General features: G+C 59.7%; 15 protein-coding genes and 1 tRNA gene. 8 read left to right on the top strand and 8 right to left on the bottom strand.

The genetic code is table 11. The features are described from left to right. Positions 1-9 precede the first annotated feature (9 nt). The gene (locus tag BGE01nite_RS13850) at positions 10-471 is read left to right on the top strand and encodes a hypothetical protein (protein WP_146851070.1); all 462 of its coding nucleotides are present in this window, start codon (positions 10-12) and stop codon (positions 469-471) included. Positions 472-1,108: 637 nt separating this feature from the next. Here the strand turns inward: BGE01nite_RS13850 and BGE01nite_RS13845 are convergent. Further along, positions 1,109-1,185 (bottom strand) — tRNA-Pro (locus BGE01nite_RS13845). A gap of 270 nt (positions 1,186-1,455) precedes the next feature. On the opposite strand from BGE01nite_RS13845, the gene glmS reads away from it, so the two are divergent. Then, complete coding sequence (gene glmS, locus BGE01nite_RS13840) at positions 1,456-3,309, top strand: glutamine--fructose-6-phosphate transaminase (isomerizing) (protein WP_146851069.1); 1,854 nt, start codon at positions 1,456-1,458, stop codon at positions 3,307-3,309. 140 nt (positions 3,310-3,449) lie between these two features. Here the strand turns inward: glmS and BGE01nite_RS13835 are convergent, their stop codons facing one another. The 4 genes from BGE01nite_RS13835 to BGE01nite_RS13820 all read right to left on the bottom strand — a co-directional run bounded on the left by BGE01nite_RS13835 (position 3,450) and on the right by BGE01nite_RS13820 (position 8,582). Next, positions 3,450-5,087 carry a Do family serine endopeptidase gene (locus BGE01nite_RS13835; protein WP_146851068.1) on the bottom strand — a complete coding sequence of 546 codons (1,638 nt, stop codon included), beginning with the start codon at positions 5,085-5,087 and terminating at the stop codon, positions 3,450-3,452. Positions 5,088-5,301: 214 nt separating this feature from the next. Next, positions 5,302-5,898 carry a hypothetical protein gene (locus BGE01nite_RS13830; protein ID WP_146851067.1) on the bottom strand — a complete coding sequence of 199 codons (597 nt, stop codon included), beginning with the start codon at positions 5,896-5,898 and terminating at the stop codon, positions 5,302-5,304. 24 nt (positions 5,899-5,922) lie between these two features. After that, on the bottom strand, positions 5,923-7,539 hold the full coding sequence (gene murJ / locus BGE01nite_RS13825; protein ID WP_146851066.1) for a murein biosynthesis integral membrane protein MurJ: 1,617 nt from the start codon (positions 7,537-7,539) through the stop codon (positions 5,923-5,925). A gap of 11 nt (positions 7,540-7,550) precedes the next feature. Then, entirely contained in the window at positions 7,551-8,582 is a 1,032-nt protein-coding gene (locus BGE01nite_RS13820; RefSeq protein ID WP_246145724.1) for an L-threonylcarbamoyladenylate synthase, read from the bottom strand. Positions 8,583-8,802: 220 nt separating this feature from the next. On the opposite strand from BGE01nite_RS13820, the gene BGE01nite_RS13815 reads away from it, so the two are divergent. Together BGE01nite_RS13815 and BGE01nite_RS13810 are read left to right on the top strand one after the other, a co-directional pair. Further along, positions 8,803-10,437: a carbohydrate-binding protein gene (locus tag BGE01nite_RS13815; protein ID WP_174770049.1), complete on the top strand. Its 1,635-nt coding sequence runs from the start codon at positions 8,803-8,805 to the stop codon at positions 10,435-10,437. A gap of 3 nt (positions 10,438-10,440) precedes the next feature. Next, a complete protein-coding gene (locus BGE01nite_RS13810; protein WP_146851065.1) occupies positions 10,441-11,268 on the top strand; it encodes an alpha/beta hydrolase in 828 nt (275 codons plus the stop codon). A gap of 157 nt (positions 11,269-11,425) precedes the next feature. On the opposite strand, the gene BGE01nite_RS13805 is transcribed toward BGE01nite_RS13810, so the two are convergent. From BGE01nite_RS13805 to BGE01nite_RS13795, 3 genes are all read right to left on the bottom strand, one after another. Further along, positions 11,426-14,263: a serine hydrolase gene (locus BGE01nite_RS13805; RefSeq protein ID WP_146851064.1), complete on the bottom strand. Its 2,838-nt coding sequence runs from the start codon at positions 14,261-14,263 to the stop codon at positions 11,426-11,428. Positions 14,264-14,296: 33 nt separating this feature from the next. Beyond that, a complete protein-coding gene (locus BGE01nite_RS13800) occupies positions 14,297-15,460 on the bottom strand; it encodes an alpha/beta hydrolase fold domain-containing protein (RefSeq protein ID WP_146851063.1) in 1,164 nt (387 codons plus the stop codon). Between the two features lie 72 nt (positions 15,461-15,532). After that, the gene (locus tag BGE01nite_RS13795; protein WP_146851062.1) at positions 15,533-16,171 is read right to left on the bottom strand and encodes a 3-keto-disaccharide hydrolase; all 639 of its coding nucleotides are present in this window, start codon (positions 16,169-16,171) and stop codon (positions 15,533-15,535) included. Positions 16,172-16,308: 137 nt separating this feature from the next. Here BGE01nite_RS13795 and BGE01nite_RS13790 point away from each other — a divergent pair, with 137 nt between their 5' ends. From BGE01nite_RS13790 to BGE01nite_RS13775, 4 genes are all read left to right on the top strand, one after another. Continuing rightward, positions 16,309-16,590 (top strand): FitA-like ribbon-helix-helix domain-containing protein, encoded by a 282-nt coding sequence (locus tag BGE01nite_RS13790; RefSeq protein ID WP_146851061.1) that lies wholly within the window; start codon positions 16,309-16,311, stop codon positions 16,588-16,590. Then, positions 16,587-17,027 carry a type II toxin-antitoxin system VapC family toxin gene (locus BGE01nite_RS13785; RefSeq protein ID WP_146851060.1) on the top strand — a complete coding sequence of 147 codons (441 nt, stop codon included), beginning with the start codon at positions 16,587-16,589 and terminating at the stop codon, positions 17,025-17,027. The genes BGE01nite_RS13790 and BGE01nite_RS13785 overlap by 4 nt, the downstream gene beginning before the upstream one ends. Before the next feature lie 16 nt (positions 17,028-17,043). Next, positions 17,044-17,772 carry an undecaprenyl pyrophosphate synthase gene (uppS, locus tag BGE01nite_RS13780; RefSeq protein WP_146851059.1) on the top strand — a complete coding sequence of 243 codons (729 nt, stop codon included), beginning with the start codon at positions 17,044-17,046 and terminating at the stop codon, positions 17,770-17,772. A 232-nt stretch (positions 17,773-18,004) separates the two neighbouring features. Then, complete coding sequence (locus BGE01nite_RS13775; RefSeq protein ID WP_146851058.1) at positions 18,005-18,487, top strand: hypothetical protein; 483 nt, start codon at positions 18,005-18,007, stop codon at positions 18,485-18,487. Positions 18,488-18,594 lie beyond the last annotated feature (107 nt).

The following is an 18,594-nucleotide window of genomic DNA, read 5'->3' as shown; positions in this document are numbered from 1 at the left end:
TTTTTGTATATGGGACTGTCACTCGAGTTTATAGCGGGGCCGGAGCATGCGGTTCAAGAGGCCATTGCTGGGAACTGGTACGATTGGCTGCTAGATCGCGACGACGATCTATTGAGAGCTGACTTCTCACTGCATCTGATTCCGACAGATCTTGATCGGCTATCGGAGTGCTTTGGTGAAGTGACTGGCCGTAATTCCACTTTTTTGCGGCCACATTTAAAGGTTGTCGTTGATACTGAAGATGGAGGGATTCTTTCAGTTGCACCGGATTGGGTCAAATACGTTTCGGTATGTGATCTTGAGTCCGTCGATGTCATCACCAATCTGTGGTGTCAAAAGATGGAGAAGGATCATGAAGGGGAGAACCTAACACCGACGGAGGAGATGCGTGCTGCGGTTAGTGCGCTGATTGCGTTGACGGTGGCTGCGGTCCGTTTGGACTTGGCAGTTGTACATGGTTGGCATTGTTGAAAATGTAAGCGTCAGCCAAACGAGCCCTACCAGTTGATTCTGGAAATGGGGGCAGTGTGCAAAAATTGACAACCTACACCACAATCGGATCTCAAATGAAGGTGGAAACTCGGGGGAGGGAGTTCTGCTACCAAAGTGAGCCTCACCTTCGGCAGCTGATCGAAAGAGGATGGGGACCGGCTGGTAGAATCACTGTTCAGAGATTTGAACATTGCCTCCGAGTCATGCAACTCCCTGACGCCATTTCCGGCCAAGGTGAATCTACGCCGATTTTCACAGGAGAGGGGATTTAGGCTCGGCGCGGGCTGAGGATCCAAGTAGACCCAGGTCCGATTTGGTCCTGAGAGGGAAAGGATGCCCGTTACCGAGACGGGCTCGGCTTTCGGAGAGATGTGGCCACGTTGGCAACCCAGGTTGATCCAACTCAATCCAGGTTGGCTGGTTTCGAGAGGTCTGTGGGGTGGTCCTGTAGTCGCAAGATGCGTCGCACGGTGGAATGGGGCTTCGGGCAGCGAGCGGTCGGCTGGAAGCACGTTTGGACACAGACGCGAGGACACTCGTTGAGCGTGGGCGGCGGGCGGTTTGGCCGAGGGGAAGGATGGCCCTTGTAACTTTTCGATTCAGACAACCCTTGGGGTGGTCGGGCTGGCGGGATTCGAACCCACGACCTCTTCGTCCCGAACGAAGCGCGCTACCAGACTGCGCTACAGCCCGAATCTGTGGTTTTCGTGAGGCGGAGTCGATCCGGAAACTCCGTGCGTGCAACGTCGCCGATGCACCTCGAATTTGATTTTTTAGGCGAAGTGGCTGGGGATGGCAAGCCGATTCCTCGGGTGCGGGCCGGGCGAGACGGTGAGGAGTGGGAGAGGGGGCTTTTTTGCGAATCGAAATACCCGGGCGGTCTGCCTTTTGCTTTGTCTTGGGCGGATTCTGGGGTTTAGAGTCCGGCCCGCTTCCTTCCCTGAAGCGGTCACAAAATCATTTATGTGCGGCATTGTTGGTTACATTGGCAAGCGGCAGGCCAGCCCGATCCTTCTGGATGGGCTGAGCCGGCTGGAATATCGTGGCTATGACTCGGCGGGCATTGCCCTGCTGAATGGCAGCGCGACGGTGAACATCATCAAGCGGGCGGGTCGGATCGACAACCTGCGCGCGGCAGTGGCCGAGGTGAGTCATCAGGGTGCCACGGGCATCGCGCACACACGCTGGGCCACGCATGGTGCGCCGACGGATGAGAATGCGCATCCGCATCGTGATCAGAGCGGGAAGCTGGTGCTGGTGCACAATGGGGTGATCGAGAACTACCAGACGCTGCGCGACCAGCTGACGGCCAAGGGTCACTCTTTTGAATCCCAGACGGACACGGAAGTGCTGGCGCATCTGGTGGGCACATATTTTGACGCGAGTGATGAGACGGATGGCCCGACACGTCTGCGCTCTGCGGTGCAGGCTGCACTGGGGAAGGTGAAGGGCACGTACGGCATCGCGGTGCTGCATGGGGATGTGCCGGGAGTGATCGTGGGGGCTCGTCTGGGCAGCCCGCTGGTGGTGGGCCTGGGCGAGGGTGAGCATTATCTGGCCTCAGATGTGTCTGCCATCGTGGCGCACACGCGGGACGTGGTTTATCTGAATGACCATGACATCGTCAGCCTTTCGAATGACCGCTTTGATGTGGCCAGCATGGCCGGTGGTGCGGCGCAGGTGAAGGTGAGCCGCGTGGAGTTCTCTGCGGACGATGCGGAGAAGGGTGACTTCCCGCACTACATGCTAAAGGAGATTTATGAGCAGCCGCAGTCTCTGCGAAATGCGATGCGCGGCCGTCTTTCCCGCGATGAGGGGACGGCGATCCTGGGTGGTCTGAACATGACGCCGCAGGAGCTGCGTGGCATTGACCGCATCATCCTGAGCGGCTGTGGCACCGCTTTCCATGCGGCGATGGTGGGTGAGTATGTGATCGAGACGCTGGCGCGCATCCCGACGGAGGTGGAGATCGCCTCGGAGTTCCGCTACCGCAATGTGCCGGCGGACAAGAACACGCTGCAGTTTGTGCTGAGCCAGAGCGGCGAGACGATCGACACGCTGGCGGCGCTGCGCGAGGCGCGGCGCAAGGGTATCCGCTGTCTGGGCATCGTGAACAGCGTTGGCAGCACGATCGCGCGTGAGAGTGACGGTGGCTGCTACATCCATGCGGGGCCGGAGATCGGCGTGGCCGCGACAAAGACTTTTACCTCGACGGTGACGATGGTGACACTGCTGGGGATGTTGTTTGGCCGCATTCATCACCTGAGCAGCGCGGACGGTCTGGAGATGATCGATGAGCTGGAGGCGATCCCGGACAAGATCACCTCCATCCTGAAGCAGGCAGACAAGATCAAGGCGATCGCCGAGAAGCATGCGAATGCCGAAGGGATGCTCTTCATGGGCCGCCAGGCGAACTATCCGGTGGCCATGGAAGGCGCGCTGAAGATGAAGGAGATCAGCTACATCTATGCGAGCGGACACCCGAGCGCGGAGCTGAAGCACGGCATCATCGCGCTGGTGAAGCCGGACATGCCGAGCGTGTTCATCGCGCCGGATGATGCGGTCTTCGACAAGAACGTGAGCAACATCGAGGAGGTGCTGGCACGCAAGGGGCCGGTGATCGCGGTGACCACGGAAGGTCGCACGGAGCTGGAGCGCCTAACCAAGGATGTGATTTATGTGCCGGACTGCCCGTCCTACTTGAGCCCGCTGCTCACGGTGATTCCGCTGCAGTTGTTCTCGTATTACACTGCGGTGGCTCGTGGCTGTGATGTGGACAAGCCGCGCAATCTGGCGAAGAGCGTGACGGTGGAGTGATGATTTGATGGAGTGGGGCTGGGAACAGGGATGTTTCCGAGCCCTGCATTCTGGTCCGGCGTGCGTGACGCTCACCCATGAAAAAGGCCATCCCTCTTTAGAAGGGATGGCCGGTGAAGGGTTAAGGGTTCGTTGTTGAATTATTTGTTACCCACCATGAAGAGCATGGTGTCGCCTTTGCGCCAGACTTTGAGCAGGGTGGTGGCAGAGCCGTCCTTGGCCATTTGGCGGGCTTCGCCGACGGCGCGGACGGGATTGCGGCCGACTTCGGTGATGACGTCGCCTTCCTCGACTCCCATGGCGGCGGCGCGGCTTTCAGGATCGATCTGAGTGACGACCACGCCCGTGATCTCGGCGGGCACTTCATAGCGCTCGCGGGTGCCGGGGGTGAGGTTCTGGATGGTCACGCCGGGAAGGATGTCTCCCACGCTGGCGCTGGCCGGAGCCGTTTTTGCGCTGTCATCTTCCTGGTTAGGTTCGCCGCCGGCGAGGATCTCGGGGGTCAGCGTGGCGAGCTTGGCCGTCTTGGTCATTGGCTTGCCTTCGCGGATAATGTCGAGATTGATCTCGGCGCCGGGCTTGTAGTTGCTGACGATGACGGGCAGCTTGGAGGCGCTTTCGATGCGCTGACCGGAAACGGAGAGGATGACGTCACCGACCTGAAGACCTGCCTTGGCGGCGGGTGAGTTTTTCTTCACGGTCTTGATGATGGCTCCGCTTTCATCGGTGAGGTTCCAAAGCTTGGCCGTCTCCGCGTCGATATCCGCAGGCAGGATGCCCAGGTAGCCGCGGGAGACTGCGCCGTCATCTGTCAGGTCCTCAGCGATGCGGAGGGCGAGATTGATGGGGATGGAGAAGCCGATGCCGGCATTCATGCCCGAGCGTGAGTAGATGGCGGTGTTGATGCCGATGACACGGCCGAGGGCATCGACGAGCGGGCCACCGGAGTTGCCGGGGTTGATGGCGGCATCCGTCTGGATGAAGTCCTCATAACCCTGCATGTCACGACGGCCGATGATGCCCATGCCACTGCGGCCGAGGGCGCTGACGATGCCCTGGGTCACCGAGCGGCTGAGCTCCATGGGGGCGCCGAGGGCGAGCACCACGTCTCCGACGCGGAGCTTCGAACTATCCGCAATGACGGCGGCGGGAAGGCCGGTGCCTTCGATCTTGATCAGGGCCACGTCTGTCTGCGGATCAGCGCCGATGACCTTGGCCTCATAGCGGCGGGTGCTGCCATTGATCGTGACGATGGTCTCGATCTTGTCCGCATCACCGACGACGTGGTTGTTGGTCAGGATGTAGCCGTCTGGAGAGATGATGACGCCGGAACCCACGCCATTTGGCTGGAGATTCTTTTCCTGAGGGGCCTGGCGCTGCTGCGGCTGCTGGCCCTGGCCGCGGCGGCGCGGGGCCTGACGGGGCTGTTCTTCGTCCTGGCCCTGTTCTTCCTGCTGCTGGCGGAACCATTCCTCAAACTGCTCACGGAAGCCAGGAGGCAGGCGGTCGAGGTCGGGCATGCCGCCCTGGCTTTTTCCGGCTTTCTCACCATAGGAGAAGACGGTGACCACGCTGGGGAGGATCTTGTCCACGACATTGGCGTAGCTCATCTGGAGCTGTCCACCGGCGGGCAGGGCGGTTTCGTCCCTGAGCAGGCGGTTGTGGAACTCATCAGAACTGATCTTGACCGCTGGGGCCTTGATGTCCGCCTTCAGCAGCGTGAGGCCGAGCAAACTGGCCGATGCGAAGGCAAGGGTGATGCGGGGGAGGTTTTTCATGGGGGTGGGGGTAGTTTCTTATGCGATTAAATACGCAGGCGGTTATGACGAAAACGTTGCGCCATTGTTGAAAACTATTCCTTATACAAAAAAGAGCGGCGGTGGCGTTTGGGGCTCCTTTTTCGAGGGAAAGGACCTGTGAAATATACGGTCAAAACGCCCTTTGTATTCAGGCGAAAGTCTGTCGTGGCCCTCGAGAACAGCCGGCAAAAGACTATCGGCGCAGACCCTGCACCCGGCCTTGCATGTCTTCCAGGACGGGGGCCAGCTCCAGTTTCTGCTTCACGCTGGCCTCACGCAGAAAGAGCATGGGATCTTCGGCCATGATGTCTTCCATGAACTTGCGGTCCTGCTCGGCCAGGCGGTCGCCCTCGGCATTGTTGCCACGCATGCCTTTCACATCGCCACGCATGCGGGTGACGATGCGCTTGCGTTCTTCCAGCGGCATGACCTTCAGGCCTTTGTCGATCACTTCAAACAGCGGCTCGATGGTGCGGTCGACATATTCTTTTTGTTCGGCCTCGGTGAGAGAGGCGAAGAACTTGTCCAGAGAGTCGTGGGCATCCTCACGCAGGGTTTTGCGCTGGCTGGCATCGAGGCGCTGGTAGTTCGTGATGACCTTCGCCAGATAGCCACGGCGTTTTTCATCGCTCCACTTTTCACCCGCGAGCCAGGGAGCTTCCTCCACGAGTGTCTGCACCTTGCCGGGCCAGGAGACGTGGTCATCTGTCTGGTGCATGACCAGGGCCACGGCTCCCCAGATGGCCGCGAGGAGGACTGTGGCGGTGATCCAGATGCGCTGGCGTGGCATGGTGGGTTATTGGTTAGGCGGAAATCAGCGTTTGAAGCGCTTCGAGATGATGCCGATGAACTCGCCCGCTTCCTCGACACGCAGCTTTTGAGTGATGAAGAAGTAGACGATGGCTGCGACACCCACGGTGCCGCTCAGAGAGGCTGCCTGCATGAGGAAGCTCATCTTGGCCCATCCCACGAGGATGGTGAGCTTCGCGGCCCAGCAGACAGCACCCATGGCGGCGATGCCGATGAGCAGGCGGATGAGGCTCTGCACCAGCGAGGTGGTTTCCAGGCCGCTGGCGAACTTGCGCATGCAGAGGTAGAGCGTGGCGAAGTTCACGGCGAGGCCGATGGCGGTGCCCCAGGCGAGCGCGGTATGGTCCCAATGCAGGATGAAGACCGTGATGGAGTTCATGGTGGCCGTCAGGGCGATGATGCCGAGACTGACGAGCATGGGGATGAAACGTTTGCCGATGGTGTAGAAGGCGGGCTGCAGCACCTTGATGGCGGAGTAAAAGACGAGACCGAAGGCATAGGCCTGGAGTGGTGCGGCGGTCGCGGTCACATCGGCGGCGGTGAACTTGCCGTGCTCAAAGAGGATGGAGACGATCTCATGCGCCAGCAGGGAGAGCCCCACGGCGCAGGGCAGGGTGAGGAACAGCACAAGGCGCAGACCTTTGGCCAAGGCGCCGCGGAAGGCTGGGGTGATGCCCTCCAAGGCGAGACGTGAGAGCATGGGCAAGGTTACGGTGGCCACGGCGACGCCGAAGAGGCCTAACGGCAATTGCTGCAAACGCTGGGCGTTCGCCAGCCAGGCGCCGGCGGCTTCCTTGCCTGGTGTCATCGAGGCAAAGATGGAGTTCAGAAACACGCCGATCTGCGTGCCGCCTGCGGCGAGGAGAGAGGGCCACATGAGGTGCAGCACCTCGCGCACGCCGGAGTCTTTCCAGTCGAAGTCGAGGCCAAATTTGAAGCCGACTTTTTTCAAGGAAGGAAGCTGGATGGCGAGCTGCATCACACCGCCGATCAGGGTGCCGATGGCAAAGCCGATGAGACCCTTCTCCGTGATGTGCCCTTCGCGAAAACCAGGATCCAAGACCCAGGCCATGGCGATGCCCCCGACGATGCACCCGAGATTGAAAAAAGCCGAAGCGACCGCCGGGATGAAGAAGACCCTCTTCGAGTTCAGCATGCCCATGACCAGCGCGGTCACGGAGACCAGTGTGATGAAGGGATACATGATGCGGACGAGCTGCGTGCAGAGCTGGATGCTGGCCTCGCTGTCCCAACCGGGATTCAGGAAGCGCACCAGCCAGGGGGCCACGGCCACACCAGCCATCGCCACCATGCTCATGAAGCAGATGGAGAGCGCCAGCATCTTGCGTCCGAGCTGCCAGGCGGCGTCATCGCCCTCGGTCTTGATCTTCTTGGTGAAGGTGGTGACGAAGGCTGTGGAGAGAGCGCCTTCCGCAAAGAGATCGCGCAGCATGTTCGGCGTGCGAAATGCCGCCGTGAAGATGCCCGTGAAGTGGGTGCCGAAGAGGCCATTCAGCAACTGGTCCCGCACCAGTCCCAGGACACGGCTGCACAGGATCGCGATGGAGACGATGCTGGTGCTTTTGGCCTGGGAGTTGTTTTCTTTCTTGGGGGAGCTCATGAGGTCTAGTCTCAATGCTTCACCGCAGCTCTCCGGAGCTTGTCCATCATGGCGATGCCCATGCCGTGCTCAAACATGGGTTCGGCGATGATCTCGTCCACACCCAGGCCGTCGAGCTCACGCAGGACATAGAAGAAGCGCACGGCTGCCTCGGGGAGCTTGCCTTTGCCGGGGCTGAGGATCTGCACGTGCACCCACTCGGTGAGGCCGGTGTAGCCGTCTTCGACATCGCCACGGTAGCTCATGAGGGCATAGCGCTTGCCGGGCTCGGGGATGAAGTCCTCGGGCTTGCTCAGCAGGCGCAGCGGGGTGCGTGGGGCATAGTGGCTGGCGAGCTGGCCGGGGGCCTCGGTGGCTTCATCCACCACGGTGCGGCTGGCATGCTTCACCTTGCCATAGACCTTCAGGTCGTCCGGCGTGATGGGGCCGGGGCGCAGGATGGTGATGATGGGCTTTGGCGAGCCGGGTTCGATCTTGATGATGGTGGACTCAATGCCGCAGAGGCAGGCACCACCATCCACGATGAGAGGGATGCGGTCATCCAGCTCCGCAGCGACAGCGCCTGCGGAGGTCGGACTGATGGAGCCGAAGCGGTTGGCGCTGGGAGCGGCGATGGGGCGGCCCAGAGCCTCGGCCACACGGCGAAAGACGGCGTTTTTGCTCACTCGCACGGCCACGCTGGGCAGGCCTGCGGTGACGATGTCGGGCACGCAGGGTTTCTTCGGCAGGACGATGGTCAGCGGGCCGGGCCACATTTGCTCAATGATCTTCTGCACGACGGGCTGGATGTCGGCAGGCACCTCCGCCACCTGGTCCAGGGCCTTCTTGTTCGGCAGGTGGACGATGAGGGGGTCAAAACTGGGGCGCTCTTTGGCTTCGAAGACCTTGGCCACGGCTTCCGGGTTCAGGGCATCGGCCGCCAGTCCGTAGACGGTCTCCGTGGGCAGGGCCACGACTTCCCCGGCTTTCAGCAGACGCGTGGCCTCCTCCACGGCTTTGTGCATGAGGGGTCCGGTGTCAGTCTGGAGGATGGGGGTCGGCATTGGACCGCGATGCTGCCTCTGCGCAGGCGGTTTGCAAGCTGCCAGAGAGGTTCCGGGAGGCCATTTGAGGCCTGAAAAGCATTTTTGGCTTCGTCCGGGCCACCCGGCCACGTAGTCTCGCCGCATGAACACGGGTTCCATCCTCCTCGGGTTTCTGGTCGTCACAGGGTTCGCACACGCGGCTGAGCCTCAATTGCACACTTTTGAGCGAGTCCAGCTCATGGACCGCTACTACTCGGAGGGGATCAATGCGGCGGACATCAATGGCGATGGGTACATGGACGTGATCCACGGCCCGTTCTGGTTTGCTGGGCCGGATTTCAAAAAGGAGAACATCATCTATCAGACCCCGCCGCAGAATCGCGAGGCCTATGCGAACAACTTCTTCTCCTGGCCCTATGACTTTAACAAAGACGGCCGCGTGGATGTGCTGACGGCCGGTTTCCCCGGCACACCGGCCTATGTTTATGAGAATCCGGGTCCGGAGGGCATGGACAAGCCCTGGCCGAAGCATCAGGTCTATGACTGGGTTTCCAATGAGTCACCGCACTTTGTGAACCTTGTGGGCGATGATCCGCCGGAGCTGGTCTGCACCCGTGACGGACAGTTTGTTTACGTGGAGGTGAATCCGGCGAATGGTCTCGAGCCGTGGAATTTTTATCCGCTCTCGGAGAAGATTGCCCCAACCAAATTTGGTCATGGACTTGGCGTGGGAGACATCAACAAGGATGGTCGTCTGGACATCCTGATGAAGGATGGCTGGCTCGAACAACCGGAAGACCTCACGCAGGGCTACTGGGATCTGCATAAGGTCAATTTTGCGCAGGCCGGGGGTGCGGAGATGTATGCTTATGATGTGGATGGTGATGGTGACAATGATGTGATCACCAGCCTCGCCGCGCATGAGTATGGGCTCGCATGGCATGAGCAGACGCCGGAAGGTTTTAAAGAGCATCTCATCATGGGAGATCGTCCGGGGCTGAACAATTATGGAATCCACTTCAGCGAACTTCACAGTGTGCAGCTTGCCGACATGGATAGCGATGGCTTGAAGGACATCGTCACCGGAAAGACCTATTGGTCGCATCACAAGAAGTCTCAGGGCTGGGACGATGGTGCCGTGGTCTATTGGTTCAAACTTGTGCGTGGCAAGGAGGGTGTCGACTGGGTGCCGATGAAGGCCGATGGTGAAGCGGGCATCGGCCGGCAGATCATCGTCAAAGATGTGAATGGTGACAAGCTGCCGGACATTCTCACCGGCGGAATGAAAGGCGCACATGTGCTGCTGCATCAGGTGAAGAAGGTGAGCGAGGCCGAGTGGCAGGCCGCACAGCCACAGCCCGTGAAGATCACGGATGAAGCTCCCGCAGCGGATGGCAAAGCAGCACCGATCGATGCGAGTTCTGGGAATGTGCCCGGTGCTCTCGAAGGCGAGGCACTAGCGGCGAATGCCAAGGCCAGCGCAGGCACGGCCAAGGTGCAGAACATGAAGAACTTCACCGGCAGCCGCTGGAGCGGCGGCGCGCAGCTTTTCTGGACGGGGGCCAAGGAAGGGGACAGTCTTGAGATTGAGGTCGCCGCACCTGCGGCGGGTTCCTACACGCTTGAGGCCGTCTTCACCAAGGCACCTGACTTTGCCATCGTGCAGTTGACTCTGGATGGGAAGGACCTCGGAGCGCCGATCGACCTGTATCAGTTTGGCAAGGTCGGCACGACGGGCGTGTTAGAGAACAAGCTGGGAGATCTGGCAGCGGGGGATCACAAGCTCACCATCCGCCTGACCGGCACGAATCCCAGCGCGGTGCAAAAGCGCTATGTCGGACTCGACTATGTGCGCCTTGTGAAGCAAGACTGAAGCATGACGCGTCTCGTTGCCTCCATCCTCTTCGTCCTGACCTGCCTTGCTCATGCGGCAGATGATCGTGCGCCAACCAACATTGCTTACAAGTCAGGCGATGAACTGAGCGTCTATGAGAAGGAACGTTGCAAGCTGGACCTGTATCTGCCCGCGAAGAAAGAAGGCTTCACCACGCTGGTGTGGTTTCATGGCGGTGGTCTGACGAACGGCAGCAAGGATGGCGAGGTGATGAAGCGCCTTGGAGCCAGCCTCGCTGAGGAAGGCATTGCTGTCGTGGTGCCGAACTATCGCCTCAGCCCGAAGGCGAAGTATCCGGCGTATATCGACGATGCGTCCGCTGCCGTGGCGTGGACCTTGAAGAACATCTCGCAGCATGGTGGAGATGCCACGCGTGTGTTTGTCGGCGGTCACTCAGCCGGTGCTTATTTGACTCTCATGCTCGGCATGGATGAGAGCCGCCTGGCCAAGTTTGATGTGAAACACAGCAGCCTCGCGGGCCTGATTCCGGTGAGCGCGCAGACGATGACTCACTACACCATTCGTGAAGAGCGTGGTCTCGGTAAATTCAGCGTCATCGCGGATGAGGCTGCTCCTGTGCGCTGGGCTGAAGCGAAGGGCATCGCCCCCATGCTGGTGATCTGGGCGGATAAAGACATGCCGGCACGTGCGGAGGAGAATGCGTTTCTGGTGGCGGTGCTTAAAGGCGCCAAGAACAAGAGCGTGACCAGCAAGGTTATCTCGGATCGTGATCACAGCAGCGTGGGAAACAAGATCGCAGACAAAGGGGATCCGGCACGTGTGGCGATTTTGGAGTTTATGAAGCGCTGAAGTCGCGGAGCGTCCCGGGGTGCGGTGGCAGAGATGCACGGGCCACCGTGCATCGTCGACACCGCTAACGAGCGCACACATCATCAGGCACTTCGAAAGTATTCTCTGCGCACCTAGCGGTGTCGCGCCTTAGCGCTTGCCACCGCACTCCGGGACGCTATCGCGACTTCGAGGGCACATGCTGCGGAAATTTGCCGAACAAATCATGCTTTGGCCAGGTGCGGATGCTGTCGAGCACCTTATCAAGGTCGAGCTGAAGGGTGCGGGCGAGGGCATCGGACTGGGGGCTGGAGCGGGTGTTGAAGAGGACGGTCCAGGTGCGGCCGTCTGGACGCTTCATCATCAGGGTTGAGGTGCCGGGAAGTGAACCGCCATGGGAGAAAGAGGTGCCTGCGGGAGTTTCGCGACGTGCGAGACCGCACACGTACACGACCTCTTTGGGCTTGCCTTTGTCATCCAGCGCGCCGCCGCCTGGAGGCTTGGCTTTCATGATCTCCACGGTGGCTGGTTTGAGCAGGGACTCGAAGCGGGTGGCGAACCTTGCAAGGTCGACGCAGGAGGCGATCCAGGCACCGTGAGAGTCCATGGCTTCGAGGTTCCAGCAGCCATAGGTGGATGGGACGATGGTGCCGAGGGAGTTGGCGAAGACAGACTGGCCGCGAAGCGGTGTGTAGTAATGCACTTCGTTAGGCTGACGCTGTTCCAGCAAGGTGTGACCCTGCACAAGGGTGCGCGCGCCGAGGGGCTCGAGCACGCTCTGGCGCACAAACGCATCATAGGCGAGGCCAGTGCGCTTTTCGATGGCGCGGCCTAGCAGGCAGAAGCCGTAGTTTGAGTAAAGCTGGCGGCTGCCGGGATCAAAGTCGAGCGGCTGCGCCATCATGTTGCGGATGATGGCCTTCTGGTCGGCAGGCGGCGGCAGGTCCAGAGCCTTGGCGAAGTCCAGGTAGCGGAACATGGCATCAAAGGATTTGTCGCGGTCCCAGCCGCCGGTGTGCTGGAGGCACTGACGGATGGTGATCTGCTTGAGCCTTGGATCCATCTTCGCATCCGGCTTCGGCGGATCGTAGTGATCGAGCACATCAAAGATTTTGTCATCGAGCGAGAGCTTGCCTTCCTCCACCAGTTTCATGATGGCCACGGCGGTGAGCGGCTTGGAGATGGAGGCGATGCGGAATAGGCTTTCGGGCTGCACTTTTTCACGCGTGGCGACATCGGCATAACCAAATCCGCGTGCATAGACAAGTCGATCGCCATCGGTGACGGACAGGGAGGCTCCGGGGATGCTATGCTTGGCCATGAAGCCTGCCATGAGCCGGTCCAGGGCCGTGAGTTCAGGCACAGTGTCACCTGTGATGATGGACGAGGACGCCAGATCCTTGCGCCAACCTGGACCGCGCAGCACACGGCCCGGACGTGCCTTGGTTTGCTTGCCATCTTCAAGCACCAGCTGGCCGTTCACGATAACGTGCTTCATGCCTTCGGAGAGCTTGGCGGGATTCGCGAAGTCTGCATGATCCGTGACCTTGGCCTCATCAAAGATGATCACATCCGCAGCGAGACCTTCGGCGATGCGGCCACGATCCCGGGCCATGACTTCGTTGGCTCCGAGCGCGGAGGCTTGCGCAATGAAGCGCTCCAGCGTGGCTGCCTTGTCCTGACGAATGTAGCGGGAGAGCAGGCGAGGGAAGGAACCATAGGCACGGGGATGAGAGGCGATGCCACTGCCACCAGCAGGACCGACATCCGTGCAGAAGGAAATGAAATCCTCACCGATAAGGCGGCGCTTATTGTCCTCGCTCATCGTCTCGGGCATCACAAAGGCACCGGTGCCGACGAGATGGTAGAAAAGCTCCCAGGGATCGAGGTTCAGCGTCTTCGCCGCACCGGCGAGACTGGAGCCTGGTTCCACCTTGTGCCGCAGGCTGTTGCTCTTGCCAATGATGAGCTTGTTCCAGTCACGGCCGATGTGTTTGTACCAGTTTTCCCACTCGCCTTGATCAGATTCCATTTCGTCACGGATGGTTTTGCGCAGTTCGGGATCGTTGAGCTTGCTGACAAAGGCTTCACGGCCTTTTTCGAAGTGGCGCGGATGCACGAGCGCCTCGATGCCTAACCCATTGTTGATATAGGGGTAGATGTCCGCGGTGACTTCCGTGCCTTGGGCGCGTGCATCGCGGATCTTTTTCACCGCGCCATCCATCTTCGACCAGTTGCCACGGCCTGCGGTTTTCAGATGGAAGATGTGCACGGGCGTGCGGCCTTTGCGACCGATCTCAATGGCTTCATCAATGGCCTCGAGAAGTCGGTCACCTTCATTGCGCATATGAGTAAAATAGCGTCCGCCAAACTCTCCGGCCACAGCAGCGAGCGCGCCGATCTCATCCGTATCTGCATACACGGCTGGTGGATAGATCAATGAGGTGGAAACGCCGATGGCACCGGCTTCCATGGCCTCACGTACCATGGCTTTCATTTGGTTGAGCTCGGCTTCGGTGGGCTTGCGACCTTCCTCGCCCATGGCAAGACGGCGCACCTGCGTGTGACCCACGGTTTGCGCCACATTCACTGGCAGGCCGCTGAGTTCGACGATGTGAAAATACTCCGCCATCGTCTTCCAGCCCATCTGCTTGGCGGCTGCATCTGAAAGCGGCGCGCCTGAGCTGCCTTCACCGGCGAGGATGGTGGTGATGCCCTGGGTGATGAGGTTTAAACCGACCTCGGGTTTGTCGATCATCGGCGTGACTGTCTGGCCCATCATGTCGATGAAGCCCGGCGCGACGATGAGACCTTTGACATCGATCTTCTTCGGAGCCTCGGCATCGGCGAGCCTGCCGATCTTCGCAATGCGACCCGCACGGATGCCGACATCAGCGACATACCAAGGAGAGCCTGTGCCATCCACGATGCGCCCGTTGGTGAGGACGATGTCAAAAAGCTCCGCCGAATATGCGGACGAGGCAGCGACGAAAAAGGCGCAGAGGAGAAATCTCATGCGCCCTTAAACGTGGCTCGCGGACAGATTCGCTCATTTGCCCTCGACCATGATGGGCGAGGTGACGATCTCTGCCGGGATGCCGCGCAGATGCAGGTCGAAGAACTGCTTTACACGCTCATCCAGAATCGGGCTGCGGAAACCATGGCCGCCATTGGTCATTTCCTGGAGCAGGGAAGGCACACCGGCCTTTTGCAGGGTGGCATGGATCTCCTCGCCCTGCGCATAGGGCACCAGCGGATCCTTGGTGCCATGAGCGGTAAAGAAGGCAGCGTCACCCTTGCTCGCGTGAGTCACAGGAGAGGCTTCCTTGGCCACGGCTTCGCGGTCGGGCACGGCACCTCCGAGCAGGAGCGCCTCAGGGTAGTCCTTGCCCTTCGTGCGGTCCACGGTGCTGGGCTGACGCACCATGCTGAGGAAGTTTTCAGGGCCGAAAAAGTTCACCACGCAGGTCACGCTGCTGTTTTGATCCAGGTGCTTGCCGAGCGTGCCTTCCAGCTGCTTCACATCACCGCTGGTGCCGAGATGAGAGACGAGATGTCCGCCGGCGGAAGTGCCCCAGACCCCGATCTTGCTGGCATCGAGATTGTATTCTTTCGCGTTCGCTTTGATCCAGCGGATGGCGGCTTTGCAGTCATGGATCTGCGCAGGCCACTTCGCTTCATCGGTGAGTCGATAGCCCACGCTCACGCCCGCATATTCGCCGCTCTGCACAAAGCGGGCGACATTGTTCAGGCCACCGCTTTTGTCGCCAGCCTTCCAGCCACCGCCGTGGATAAAGACGATGACCGGCAGTGGTTTGTTATCCTTGCGTGCCTTGGGCAGATACAGGTCCAGCTTCTGGCGCGGATTGTCCGTGTCCGCATAGGCGAGATCGCGCTGGGCCTCGATGCCTTCGGGCACGGGGCGTGGTTGAGAGCCGTCTTTTTTCTTGGCCTGATCCTGCCGCTGCTGACTGCGCGTGAGGACCGCCACATGCTCCTCCTTGGAGATGCTGCCATCGCTGTTTGCATCAACGCGGGAGAAGTTCTCGCGGAAGCGCTCGGGCATCTCCTCTTTGCTGAGCTTGCCGTCCTTGTTCGTGTCCAGCGCCTCAAACATCCGTGCTGCACGCTCAGCGGGCGCAGGAGGAGTCTGCTGAGCAATGGCAGCGGTGACAGGCAGGCTGAGGGCGAGCAGGAAGAGCGGCTTGTTCATGGAGACGACCTTGAACACAGCAGGGCAGGGGAAAGTTTCATTCCATCTGCATTCGGTCGCAGAGCATGAAGATCACTCCGGAAGCTCTTTGATGAGAATGTCGCGGAATTTGACGTCGCCGAGACGGCCCTGCAGCAGGATGGGGCCGGGGGCATTGATGTTGCTATCCAGTGCCTGGCCGGTGGGCTTGGTGCAGACCACGCGATCGTGGATCTTTTTGCCGTTCAGGATCACGGTGATCTGGTTGCCGATGATGGTGGCTTCGATCGTCTGCCACGCGCCACCGGGTCTGGAGGCGAAGACGGAAGGGGCCACCTGATTGTAGATGGCGCCGTTGGAGATGATGCTGCGGTCCTGCGGTCCATCATCATCCAGAAGCTGGATCTCGTGCCGGCCGCGCAGATAAACCCCGGAGTTTCCGCCTTCGTTAATGAGATAGTCAAAGCGCAGGGTGAAGTTCTTGAACTTCTTCTCGCTGATGAGATCCGAGCTCGGCTGGCGCTTGCTCCACGGGTTCACCAGCAGCTTGTCAGGCGTGACTTTCCAGCGGCTCTTGTCCGGGTGGACGATCTGCCAGCCGGTCAGGTCCTTGCCATTGAAGAGGGGTTTGAAGTCCTTATCACGGTCCGCGGCGAATCCTGCGGGGGCAAAGAATACCGTGGCCAGGACTGCCAAGACGGAGAGGACCGATGTTCGGGAGGCGGGCTTCATCGTTAGGATTCTGACGGTCAGCGTCCAATGTGCAAGACTTGCCGACGTGCCCAGATCTGAAAAAAGGGAATTTGAGCACGGTTGGCGATGTCCTGCCTTGCTTGCCTGCGGCGGGCGGTTATTTTTTGTTCGAAACCATGCCAGCCCTCATCATCGACTCCTTCCCTGAGACTCTGCACCTCCGGCTGCGGCAGGTGGCGGCTGCGCATCACAGGTCCGTGGCACAGGAGGCCACCCACCTGATCCAGGCTGCGCTTGAGGTGGAGCAGGTGCCTGCCCCGACTACTCCAGCGGGGAGCGGTTCCTACTGGACCCGGCGTCCACTATTGCCGGAATACGAGCTGGCCGTCCGCCTGGGAGCCTTTCGTGACGGGACGGATTCCACCGCCATCATCTCCGGGGAGCGTGATGACCGATGATCCGCGCTTACTACGATGTGAGCTACCTCATGAAGCTGCAATGCAGCGAACATGGCAGCACTGAGGTGGGCCTGCACGTCCGCACGATGGATGTGATTTATTGCTGCATGCATGGGCGAGCGGAATTTGTCTCCGCCTGTCATCGAAAAATTCGCGAGGGTGCTGCGACTCCGGCACAATTAGAGGCCTTCCTGGCCCAGATGGAGGCAGATACTGCGGCGGGCGGTCTTTGCTGGCTGCCGTTGACAGATTCCGTTATCCAGCGTGTCGAAGCGGCTTACCGTCAAGCTACCACGGCCACCTATCTGCGTGCTGCGGATGCCATGCATCTGGCCTGTGCTGCGGAGAACCAGTTCACCGAAATCTATTCCAATGATCGTCACCTCCTCGCTGCAGCTCCTCTTTTTGGACTCACGGGCTTGAATGTGATTCCGTAGACATTTTCCGACCTCCATGCCTGCCTCCGCGACTGACGACCTGAAAAACATCCCGCGCCATATTGCCATCATCATGGATGGCAACGGCCGCTGGGCGAAGGAACGTAGCCTGCCGCGCACGGAGGGGCATCGGCGTGGAGCCGACAGCGTCCGCATCATCACCGAAGCCTGTGGCGAGCTCGGCGTGGAGTACCTCACCCTTTATGCTTTCTCTTCGGAGAACTGGAAGCGCCCGAAGCGCGAGGTGGAGGCGCTGATGAAGCTGCTGGAGCAGTTCCTGCGCTCGAAGACACCGGAGATGATGGAGCAAAACGTGCGGCTGCAGGCCATCGGCCGTCTGCATGATCTGCCGCAGTCCTGCCAGCAGCAGCTTCATCGCAGCATCGAGCAGACTTCCCAAAACACAGGCCTCACGCTCATCCTCGCGCTGAGTTACGGTGGTCGCGAGGAGATCATCGATGGTGTGAAGAGCCTGATCGACAGCGTGGAAAAGGGCCACCTCGACAAGGGCATGATCGACACAGAGGTCTTCTCGAAGCATCTCTACACGCGCTACTATCCGGATCCTGATCTGCTCATCCGCACCAGCGGTGAGATGCGCCTCTCGAACTTCTTGCTCTGGCAGCTCAGCTACACCGAGTTTTACATCACCGACACGCTCTGGCCGGACTTTGGCAAGCCGGACCTCGTCAAAGCCATCCGCTCTTACGAGAACCGGCACCGAAGGTTTGGTGGAGTGGCGTGAGAGGCTTTGTGGACGCACTTTTGGTTGGGTGCCACGGGCGAGCCGGGAGATGCGATGTTGCGGCATGTGGTGAAACTGCCGGGCTTGGGAGAGTGGAGTTAAGGACTTGTGGCATATCGTCAGCCTGCCGGTGGACGTCCTCAAAGCCACTGCCTCTATGCTATTGACCCACTCGAGAGAATTGATTCTATTCGGTAGTCAGACCAAACAAAGATCGACGCTCCTTATGGAAATGAAACGCATCACGTATCGAGGTGGTATTCTCGAGTTTACGCTGCCTGCCAACTGGGTGGAAGAGTATGAAGATGAGGGCGGTGCCACATTTTATGAGGACCGACCGGATTCAGGAACCCTTCGGCTCAATGTACTTGGCTTTGAAGGTCCAGAGACGATTACCGCGAGCGACATGGTTCGCACCGTTTTCCGTCCCGAGGAGGGAATGTCGGATGAAGATTTCCAGGACGGTTTAAGACTGCGCACCTACATTGCGCCTGCGAGTGAAAAAGGAGAGGCGTTGGCCATTTACAGATGGCATGTGGCTGTCCCCATCATGCCACGTTCACTTCGGCTGGTGATTTTCGCTCACACAATTGTGTGTGGGCAGGAGAATGATGACTCTATCTCTCAGGAGTTGCGCATCATTGATTCGTCGATTCGATCCGGTTTCTACAGCCGCGAGGCTGGGGTGTCTGGGGCATTCAGACATTCCGCCTGATGCCTTTATATCCATGGTCCTTCACCGTCTGTGAGCGGCGGGGCAAAACTCTCATCGATACAGCTGGCATGCTCGACAAGATGACTCTCGTCTGCTTGTTAGGCTAA

This window comes from Prosthecobacter gellanilyticus (assembly GCF_007992435.1).
GTDB classification, from domain to species: domain Bacteria; phylum Verrucomicrobiota; class Verrucomicrobiia; order Verrucomicrobiales; family Verrucomicrobiaceae; genus Prosthecobacter; species Prosthecobacter gellanilyticus.
This window is presented reverse-complemented; position numbering and strand designations above follow the sequence as displayed.

Coding starts and splice junctions, on each gene's coding strand:
- BGE01nite_RS13850 (WP_146851070.1), top strand. CDS start 10: ATGGGACTGTCACTCGAGTTTATAGCGGGGCCGGAGCATGCGGTTCAA.
- glmS (WP_146851069.1), top strand. CDS start 1,456: ATGTGCGGCATTGTTGGTTACATTGGCAAGCGGCAGGCCAGCCCGATC.
- BGE01nite_RS13835 (WP_146851068.1), bottom strand. CDS start 5,087: ATGAAAAACCTCCCCCGCATCACCCTTGCCTTCGCATCGGCCAGTTTG.
- BGE01nite_RS13830 (WP_146851067.1), bottom strand. CDS start 5,898: ATGCCACGCCAGCGCATCTGGATCACCGCCACAGTCCTCCTCGCGGCC.
- murJ (WP_146851066.1), bottom strand. CDS start 7,539: ATGAGCTCCCCCAAGAAAGAAAACAACTCCCAGGCCAAAAGCACCAGC.
- BGE01nite_RS13820 (WP_246145724.1), bottom strand. CDS start 8,582: ATGCCGACCCCCATCCTCCAGACTGACACCGGACCCCTCATGCACAAA.
- BGE01nite_RS13815 (WP_174770049.1), top strand. CDS start 8,803: ATGGACCGCTACTACTCGGAGGGGATCAATGCGGCGGACATCAATGGC.
- BGE01nite_RS13810 (WP_146851065.1), top strand. CDS start 10,441: ATGACGCGTCTCGTTGCCTCCATCCTCTTCGTCCTGACCTGCCTTGCT.
- BGE01nite_RS13805 (WP_146851064.1), bottom strand. CDS start 14,263: ATGAGATTTCTCCTCTGCGCCTTTTTCGTCGCTGCCTCGTCCGCATAT.
- BGE01nite_RS13800 (WP_146851063.1), bottom strand. CDS start 15,460: ATGAACAAGCCGCTCTTCCTGCTCGCCCTCAGCCTGCCTGTCACCGCT.
- BGE01nite_RS13795 (WP_146851062.1), bottom strand. CDS start 16,171: ATGAAGCCCGCCTCCCGAACATCGGTCCTCTCCGTCTTGGCAGTCCTG.
- BGE01nite_RS13790 (WP_146851061.1), top strand. CDS start 16,309: ATGCCAGCCCTCATCATCGACTCCTTCCCTGAGACTCTGCACCTCCGG.
- BGE01nite_RS13785 (WP_146851060.1), top strand. CDS start 16,587: ATGATCCGCGCTTACTACGATGTGAGCTACCTCATGAAGCTGCAATGC.
- uppS (WP_146851059.1), top strand. CDS start 17,044: ATGCCTGCCTCCGCGACTGACGACCTGAAAAACATCCCGCGCCATATT.
- BGE01nite_RS13775 (WP_146851058.1), top strand. CDS start 18,005: ATGAAACGCATCACGTATCGAGGTGGTATTCTCGAGTTTACGCTGCCT.